The organism is Shewanella sp. 10N.286.54.B9 (assembly GCF_041468565.1).
Lineage (GTDB): Bacteria > Pseudomonadota > Gammaproteobacteria > Enterobacterales > Shewanellaceae > Shewanella.
In genome coordinates this window covers 94,846-102,526 of the sequence record NZ_JBFRIY010000021.1, presented here as the reverse complement: position 1 = coordinate 102,526, position 7,681 = coordinate 94,846, and the positions used below count along the sequence as shown (strand labels likewise).

The window sequence follows — 7,681 nt, the reverse complement described above, 5'->3', positions numbered from 1 at the left end:
ATTTCCAGGCGCCTAATTAGTATCTAAGCCCGCTATTATATAGCGGGCTTTTTTACGTCTGCGATTTATAACTGATGAACTGTTAAGATTTACGCACGGTACCTAGCAGTATCGTAGTGTTTTACGTGGAGCGGTAATGCTCGCTGGCGGAGTTTGGTTTAAAGCGTTAGCGTGTCGTTTGATAAATGCTGCTCCAGCTTGCTTACCAAGTAAGTAATCAGACTGTAATGCGATTTTCTTGCTGCCAATTAACTTGCTTTTGAGATTCCTATTAGGGAATATCTGGATGATCTCAAGATCACTGGGCGGAGATGCTATAAAGCGCAGAGCATCTCGGTAGGCATATTCGTGGTGTATAAAGAAGTCGATGGCTTTTGGGCAATGGTTTGACGTGCAGACCCAAGATTTCAATCGATTGATCCATGGCGTATGAGCCGCATACTCTCTGGGTAAGGTCCTTAGCACTACAATTTTCTTAGCTCCGCGCTTATAAGCTTCTTCTACAGGGAGTGGTGCAGAAAGCCCACCGTCAACTTGGTAGTCGCCATCAATTTTCACCCCCTCTCTATATAACATGGGCAAAGCACTAGAAGCTTTAAGCAGTGTCAGCCAATTGTCTTTATTCGGTTTGTAAAAGCTAGCTTGGTAATTTGAACTGTTGGTCGTCGATATAAGTAATTGCCGACGGTTTAACTCCTGCAGACCTTTGTTAGTATCGAGCTGAATGTTCACTTTATATTTTGATTTGCTGTTCACTTGGTCAAAATACCAGTCGAGATCAACTGTACTTTGTCCCTTTAGTGGCCGACTCAAGCTAAAAAACTTAGGGTCACTAGAAAATTATGTGATTGTTCGATGCGCGAAGCCTGGCTGTTGGGTGACATAACTTGATAAGTTTTGAGCTCCTGCCGATGTCCCTATTAATAAGCTAAAAGGATTGAAGTTTTGCTCTAACCAGCTATCCAAAATTCCCGCAGTAAAAATACCTCGTTGACCCCCGCCCTCAGCGACCAAAGCCGTTTGGGCTATGGGAGTATTAGCGTCACTAGCCATTATTGTTGCTCCCTTGGATGTTAAAGCTTGGTGCATTGGTTATACGATGCCAGCTTGGTTAGAATTAAGGCAAATTTAGCGTTTACTCATCTTGTTGTATAATTGATTAAACAAATTGCTCAGATAGAGTTTACCTATCACCATTGTTCCAAAAGTGTTCGTTGCCGTATAAGTGTACTTTTAGACCCAATAGGACCTACGTTGTGTGCTAAATGTACTTGGTTTAGTGGTTTTGATTGAAAAGAGAGCAGTCGATAACTTTTGCTTGAAAAAGTACTTTACCTTTTAGGCCAGTTTACGCATAATGCGTCTCGTCAACAGGGGTGTAGCTCCAATTGGTAGAGCGCCGGTCTCCAAAACCGGATGTTGTGAGTTCGAATCTCCCCACCCCTGCCAAATATAGAAAAAGCCGAGCATTAGCTCGGCTTTTTTGCATCTAGGATTTAATGCAATTGCTATAACTAAAGGCTTGATGTCTTCACAAGCCTGCAAGTGAACTGTTATTCTTATCTGTCTTTAGTACCTTTTGAGCCAATATGAAATCGAGTGATTACTTAGATGCAATGGGGATTAGCCGTTGGGTTAAACCCGAGTTAAAGCCCGAGTTGTCAATGGTGCTTGTGAGCCCTCGTAGGCTCAATGAAACCAGCAGCCCTATTATCACTAAGGTATTAGAGATGATGGGCTACGATCGTGACCATGTTCGCTTTGCGACGGCTGCAGAGCCTAACATCAAAGTTGTTTGGGATATGCGCGGTAAACCTGGAATAGATGACAATGAGGTTCTGTTATCAGCACCCATCAATGAGATAGAAAAAAATCCTGAAGCTAAAAAGGCGTTATGGCGCAATATGCAGCCATTTCTGAAACCTAAGGATTCTTTATGAACCTTATTACCCTTTCCAAGGAATTTTCGTCTGTGATGGCGCTGATTGCGGCTAATGCCCATAGTCATCCTATGAACGAGTCGACAATTAACAGCTGTTTTGGTGATTTGTATGAATGCTTGGGCGTTCTAGCTGATGATGAGTTATGTGGCTTTGCTATTTTGCATCAGATCTTTGAAGATGCAACCTTGATGGATATCTGTGTTGAGCCGGTCCATCAAGGTAAAGGCTATGGTAAAGCGCTACTTGATGCCGTTATTGGACTTGCTCGTGTAAAGGAGGCCGAAGTGCTAATGCTGGAAGTTCGTGAATCTTCCGTTGGAGCACAAGCATTGTATGCTAAAGCCGGTTTTGAGTTGGCAGGTGTACGTAAAGGGTATTACAAAACTGAAATTGGCACCGAAGATGCCATCCTGATGACGTTAAGTTTATAAATGAAACAGATAAAAAAAGCGCCAAATGGCGCTTTTTTTTGGTATCCCACCAATTAGTCTGTTAATTGGTGGAATACAAGTAAAGCTATTTAACTTCTTTGCCCTGTGCTTGCAGATCAGCATGGTAGCTTGAGCGTACTAGAGGACCACAGGCTGCATGTGTGAAACCAATACTCTCTGCTAAATCCTTTAATTCATCAAACTCTGCAGGCGACACGTAACGTTCTACTGGTAAGTGGAATTTAGATGGCTGCAAGTATTGTCCTAAGGTCAGCATCTCAACGTTATGGGCGCGAAGGTCATGCAGAACTTGAGCGATCTCTTCATTGCTTTCGCCAAGACCCATCATCAAACCGGATTTAGTTGGCACATCAGGGTGACGTTCTTTAAACTTTTTCAATAGATCAAGTGACCATTGATAGTTGGCACCAGGACGCGCTTTACGGTAATGCATAGGTGCCGTTTCTAGATTGTGATTAAACACATCTGGTGGCTCAGTCGCTATGATGTCGAGTGCTTTATCGATGCGACCGCGGAAATCTGGTACTAAGGTTTCAATTTTGATTTCAGGGTTTAGCAGTCGAATTTCACGAATACAATCAGCAAAATGCTGAGCGCCACCATCACGTAGATCGTCACGATCGACAGAAGTAATCACCACGTATTTTAGCTTCATGTCTTTAATGGTTTGAGCGAGTTTCTTAGGCTCTTCAGCATCCGGTTTAAGCGGTCGGCCATGTGCAACATCACAAAAAGGGCAACGACGAGTACAGATCGCGCCTAAAATCATAAAGGTTGCTGTTCCGTGGTTGAAACATTCCGAGAGGTTAGGGCACGAGGCTTCTTCACAGACAGAGTGGAGGCCATTTTTACGTAGCGCCTGTTTTATCTCTGTAATACGTTGATTCGATGCGGGAAGTTTTACACGTAACCAGTCGGGTTTTCTAAGCATTGTTTCACGCTCAGATGGTACTACTTTCACTGGAATGCGCGAAACTTTATCGGCATCTCTTAACTTAACACCAGGTTGTAATCTTTCAGGCCTATTCATAATGACTCAGGTAATCCTTGATGGTGAACTAGGTCTGCTAAACCGAGCTCTTGGCTAAGGGTTTCAACTAATTGCTTGCCAGCTTCTTCAACGGTTTGTGGTCCGCCGAGCTGTTTGCATTGGATCATTTCCATGCCGGCATAGCCACATGGATTGATGCGTTGAAAAGGGGACATGTCCATATCCACGTTTAGGGCCAATCCATGGAAAGAGCATCCTTTTCTGATCCTAAGACCTAGAGATGCAATTTTACGCTCTTCAACATATACACCTGGAGCATCGGCTTTTGCATAAGCTTCTACATCATAGCGTTTTAGCATGTTGACGATGCTTTGTTCGATGTGAGTAACAAGTTGGCGTACGCCCACTTTTAGGCGCTTGATATCAAGTAGAGGATAAACAACCAATTGCCCTGGACCGTGGTAAGTAACTTGCCCACCACGATCTACTTGGATAACTGGAATATCACCAGGATTCAAGATGTGCTCACTCTTACCAGCTTGGCCTTGAGTAAATACTGGCGTGTGTTCAACAACCCAGATCTCATCTTGGCTATTTTCATCACGATTATCGGTGTAGTGCTGCATAGCATGCCACACTGATTCGTAATCTTGGCGACCCAAATGGCGAATATGCAAAGTGCTTTCTTGCAAGGGCAACCTCTCCCCTCAAATATAAGTGCGGCTATTATACGCCTCAAATTGATAAATGTAAGACAGATCACATTTATCAGTAATGAGTAATATTTATAAGACGCGCTTAACACCTTCAAGTTCGGCAAGTTGAGTGTACAATTTCTCAATCTGCTCTTTGCTAGTAACTGTTACACGGATAGTGACTGAATAGTATGTCCCCTTGCTTGAGGCTTTGGTTGAAGGCGCATAATCACCTGGCGCTAGACTTTGTACAACGGCAAGCACACGGTCTTGTAAGGTATCACTAGCGTCACCGACAACTTTAAATGGAAAAGAGGCTGGGAACTCCATTAATTCATCAAATTTAGTATCTAACATTTTTTACTCTCGACAATTTCAATAACCTTAATATGGTGCTAATTATAACTAATTCAAGGTTAGTTATCTCGCTACAAGTAAATTCAGCGTGACTAAACGCAAGAAGCCACCCTAAGGTGGCTTCTATCTGCATTGGTGCTGTTAGCTGAACCAGCCTTCAAACATCTGCTTAAAGTAGTCCATTAACTGACTAAACCAGCTACCTTCATTTACTTCTTGTAAGGTGACCAGTGGGAACTGCGCTATATCTTTGCCATTTAGCTGGAAGTAGATACGACCAACTGTTTCGCCTTTAGCTATTGGGGCTTTTAACTCTTTGGTTAGTTCAAAGTTAGCTTGCAAGTTTTTAGCTTGACCGCGGCTAATCGTAATAGGGGTATCTGTAGTGACACCCAAATCAATTGTTTCTCTGTCGCCGTACCAAATCTTTTGGGTAACAAAACTATCGCCGGCTTGGTATGGAGTCACAGTTTCAAAGAAACGGAAGCCGTAATTAAGCAACTTTTTGCTTTCTGCTTTACGAGCTGTTTCACTCTTAGTGCCCATAACAACAGAGATTAAACGCATGCCATCTTTTGTTGCTGAGGTCACTAGGTTGTAACCCGCACCCGAAGTGTGACCAGTCTTAATGCCATCTACATTTAGGCTTTTATCCCATAAAAGCCCATTACGGTTATATTGTTTGATGCCGTTATAAGTAAAGGATTTCTCTTTATAAACGGCATACTCTTCTGGGACGTCGCGAATGATAGCCGCACCTAAAATTGCCATATCGTAGGCGGTGGTCTTGTGATTATCTGAATCTAGACCGTGAGAGTTTTCAAAGTAGCTGTCCTGCATACCAAGCTGCTTTGCCCATGAATTCATTAAATCAACAAAGCCATCTTCGGTGCCAGCAATGTGCTCAGCCATTGCAACACAAGCATCATTACCAGACTGGATAATAATACCTTTGTTAAGGTCTTCAACCGTAACCGTCTTACCTACTTCGATAAACATTTTTGACGAGTCAGGGAAGTTTTTTGACCAAGCATTCTTACTGATGGTGACTTCATCTGATGGTGATACATTGCCAACTTTAATTTCATGGCCAATAACATAACTGGTCATCATTTTAGTTAAGCTGGCAGGGTTCAAGCTTTCGTAAGCGTTGTTTTCTGCAATAATCTGCCCAGTGTTGTAGTCCAAAAGCACATATGCTTTGGCTGCAACAGTCGGTGCATTAGGGGTAACAACAGGAGCTGCTTGTGCAGAAAAGGCGGCGACTGAGGTCGCGAGCAAAAGCGTTTTTAGTGGTTGGTTTAATAAATTCATATTAATAATGCACGTCTTTATGTTTAGGTAAGATGAAAGCGAAGTTCCACAAAGTATATCATTAGTCGACAAGGTAATTCGCCATAGGTTCATTAATCTTGTTTCATTCAGTGATTAAATAGCTTTGTGGGTAACCCTGCTGTTTAAGTTTATCCGTCAGTTTTGTGGCTAGCTGCTGTTGACCTATGGGGCCCAGCTGCAAACGGTATAAATTATTTGACTGTTGTAGTCGGCTATTAACTTTATATTTTTGCTCAAGATCTTTGGCAAGTAGCTCTAAACGCGATTTGTTAGAAGATGCCACAACTTGGATGAAGTGCAGCTCTGTACCTTTTAGCTCTGCCAATGCAATTGATTCGGGATCGGCAATATAGATAACCTCTAGGCTCACATTTGCTGTGCCTGTTTTAAGCATGTCGAGTCTGTGAGCAGCAGCATAGGACAGATCGATGAGTCGATCTTCATGAAACGGACCGCGGTCATTCACCCTAACAATGACTGTTTTGTTATTCTTAAGGTTGGTGACTTTGACGTAACTCGGTAGCGGTAAGCTCTTGTGCGCCGCTGACATAGAGTACATATCATAGGTTTCACCGTTAGAGGTCAAATGGCCATGAAACTTACTGCCATACCACGAAGCAATCCCTTTAGCTTGGTAACCTTCACCACTATCCATCACTTGATAATTTTTGCCTAAAACCGTGTAGTTCTTTCTATTACCACCACGGCTATAAGGCTCAAATTTGGGATGTGCATCTTCAACTTTTGAAACGTCTGGAGCTGATGTTGGCGCTCTATCGTCAGCAATATCGTAACGGCTTTTATCACTACTCGAACAGGCTGCTAGCAAGCCTGCGATGAAGAGAATAAGGAGAAGATTAATACGTTGCATAAGCTTGCTTAAGTTCCTGGCTAAACTGGTATACCGCCATTGCGTATAAAGGGCTGCGGTTATAGCGGGTGATGACATAAAAGTTCTTCAGACCTAACCAATATTCATCATGATCTTGCTGTTCAAGTTTGATCACTAGACCAGGCTGGGAAATATCGATGTCCATTGATTTAGCGAGTGCGACATTGGGAGATAAAATATCTGCAATTTGGTAGTGCATTTTCTCTCCAGCCCAAGTTTTCACTGTAGCAGGTAATGCTTTATTTAACGTTAATTCCAGCGCTACTGGCTGATTTTTCTGCCACCCATGTTGATGGAAGTAGTTGGCGACACTGCCAATGGCATCAACAGGACTATTAAGGAGGTCACGGCTACCGTCGTTATCAAAGTCAACGGAGTAGTGTCGGTAACTGGATGGGATAAATTGACCGTAACCCATTGCACCCGCGTAGCTACCTTTTAGATTGTTAATATCAAGGTTTTCTTCTTTGACAAGCTCTTGCAAATTGGCAAACTCTTTTCTGAAGAAAGTCGCTCTTGGCGGATAGTGAAAGCCTAGCGTATATAGAGCATCTTTAACTGGGTAGTTGCCCATATAGCCGCCATAGAAGGTTTCAATTCCAATTATGGCAACAATAATCTGTGGGTCGACATCAAACTCTTTAGAGGCTCTTTTTATGGTATCAGCATGCTCTTTCCAGAACTTAAGTCCTGCATCTAAGCGTTTTTCGGTTAGGAAGATAGGATAGTACTGATGCCAAGGCTTAGCCTCCCATGGCTTGGTCATCGCATCAATGACGGCTTGGTTAAATTCGGCATTATCAATAAATGCCTGAGTTGCTTCGTCGCTAAATCCTTTAGCGTTTTGAGTCTGCATAAACTCTGCTTTAAGTTCAGCAACACTAGGCTCGATTGGATCTGCGAATACGGAGCCTGATAAAAGAGTCAGCGCTATGGGCGCTAGAATACGATTCAACAGCTTCATCTGTTTTACAATCCCTATACTTCAATTGGAGCCAATAAATTTAAGCTCCAGC

General features: G+C 42.9%; 10 protein-coding genes and 1 tRNA gene. 3 read left to right on the top strand and 8 right to left on the bottom strand.

What is annotated here, in order from left to right; genetic code table 11:
- Positions 1–102: 102 nt before the first annotated feature.
- Together AB4135_RS08315 and AB4135_RS08310 are read right to left on the bottom strand one after the other, a co-directional pair.
- On the bottom strand, positions 103–813 hold the full coding sequence (locus AB4135_RS08315) for a DUF6363 domain-containing protein (RefSeq protein ID WP_371991947.1): 711 nt from the start codon (positions 811–813) through the stop codon (positions 103–105).
- 27 nt (positions 814–840) lie between these two features.
- The gene (locus tag AB4135_RS08310) at positions 841–1,053 is read right to left on the bottom strand and encodes a patatin-like phospholipase family protein (protein ID WP_371991945.1); all 213 of its coding nucleotides are present in this window, start codon (positions 1,051–1,053) and stop codon (positions 841–843) included.
- A gap of 319 nt (positions 1,054–1,372) precedes the next feature.
- On the opposite strand from AB4135_RS08310, the gene AB4135_RS08305 reads away from it, so the two are divergent.
- From AB4135_RS08305 to rimI, 3 genes are all read left to right on the top strand, one after another.
- Positions 1,373–1,449: transfer RNA gene (locus tag AB4135_RS08305), tRNA-Trp, on the top strand.
- Between the two features lie 140 nt (positions 1,450–1,589).
- Positions 1,590–1,940, top strand: coding sequence for a hypothetical protein (locus AB4135_RS08300; RefSeq protein ID WP_371991943.1), 351 nt, complete (start codon positions 1,590–1,592; stop codon positions 1,938–1,940).
- On the top strand, positions 1,937–2,374 hold the full coding sequence (gene rimI, locus AB4135_RS08295) for a ribosomal protein S18-alanine N-acetyltransferase (RefSeq protein WP_371991941.1): 438 nt from the start codon (positions 1,937–1,939) through the stop codon (positions 2,372–2,374). The genes AB4135_RS08300 and rimI overlap by 4 nt, the downstream gene beginning before the upstream one ends.
- 85 nt (positions 2,375–2,459) lie before the next feature.
- Here rimI and lipA read toward each other — a convergent pair whose 3' ends face one another.
- From lipA to mltB, 6 genes are all read right to left on the bottom strand, one after another.
- The gene (lipA, locus tag AB4135_RS08290; protein WP_371991939.1) at positions 2,460–3,425 is read right to left on the bottom strand and encodes a lipoyl synthase; all 966 of its coding nucleotides are present in this window, start codon (positions 3,423–3,425) and stop codon (positions 2,460–2,462) included.
- Positions 3,422–4,078: a lipoyl(octanoyl) transferase LipB gene (gene lipB / locus AB4135_RS08285; protein WP_371991938.1), complete on the bottom strand. Its 657-nt coding sequence runs from the start codon at positions 4,076–4,078 to the stop codon at positions 3,422–3,424. Before lipB ends, lipA begins: the two co-directional genes overlap by 4 nt.
- A 93-nt stretch (positions 4,079–4,171) precedes the next feature.
- Positions 4,172–4,438: a DUF493 family protein YbeD gene (gene ybeD / locus AB4135_RS08280; protein ID WP_371991936.1), complete on the bottom strand. Its 267-nt coding sequence runs from the start codon at positions 4,436–4,438 to the stop codon at positions 4,172–4,174.
- Positions 4,439–4,579: 141 nt separating this feature from the next.
- Positions 4,580–5,752: a serine hydrolase gene (locus AB4135_RS08275; protein ID WP_371991934.1), complete on the bottom strand. Its 1,173-nt coding sequence runs from the start codon at positions 5,750–5,752 to the stop codon at positions 4,580–4,582.
- Between the two features lie 103 nt (positions 5,753–5,855).
- Positions 5,856–6,644: a septal ring lytic transglycosylase RlpA family protein gene (locus tag AB4135_RS08270; protein ID WP_371991932.1), complete on the bottom strand. Its 789-nt coding sequence runs from the start codon at positions 6,642–6,644 to the stop codon at positions 5,856–5,858.
- Positions 6,631–7,629: a lytic murein transglycosylase B gene (gene mltB, locus AB4135_RS08265; protein ID WP_371991930.1), complete on the bottom strand. Its 999-nt coding sequence runs from the start codon at positions 7,627–7,629 to the stop codon at positions 6,631–6,633. Before mltB ends, AB4135_RS08270 begins: the two co-directional genes overlap by 14 nt.
- Between the last annotated feature and the right edge of the window lie 52 nt (positions 7,630–7,681).

Excerpts from the sequence above, each read along its gene's own strand:
- AB4135_RS08310 (WP_371991945.1), bottom strand. The coding sequence starts at position 1,053 with ATGGCTAGTGACGCTAATACTCCCATAGCCCAAACGGCTTTGGTCGCT.
- AB4135_RS08300 (WP_371991943.1), top strand. The coding sequence starts at position 1,590 with ATGAAATCGAGTGATTACTTAGATGCAATGGGGATTAGCCGTTGGGTT.
- rimI (WP_371991941.1), top strand. The coding sequence starts at position 1,937 with ATGAACCTTATTACCCTTTCCAAGGAATTTTCGTCTGTGATGGCGCTG.
- lipA (WP_371991939.1), bottom strand. The coding sequence starts at position 3,425 with ATGAATAGGCCTGAAAGATTACAACCTGGTGTTAAGTTAAGAGATGCC.
- ybeD (WP_371991936.1), bottom strand. The coding sequence starts at position 4,438 with ATGTTAGATACTAAATTTGATGAATTAATGGAGTTCCCAGCCTCTTTT.
- AB4135_RS08275 (WP_371991934.1), bottom strand. The coding sequence starts at position 5,752 with ATGAATTTATTAAACCAACCACTAAAAACGCTTTTGCTCGCGACCTCA.
- AB4135_RS08270 (WP_371991932.1), bottom strand. The coding sequence starts at position 6,644 with ATGCAACGTATTAATCTTCTCCTTATTCTCTTCATCGCAGGCTTGCTA.
- mltB (WP_371991930.1), bottom strand. The coding sequence starts at position 7,629 with ATGAAGCTGTTGAATCGTATTCTAGCGCCCATAGCGCTGACTCTTTTA.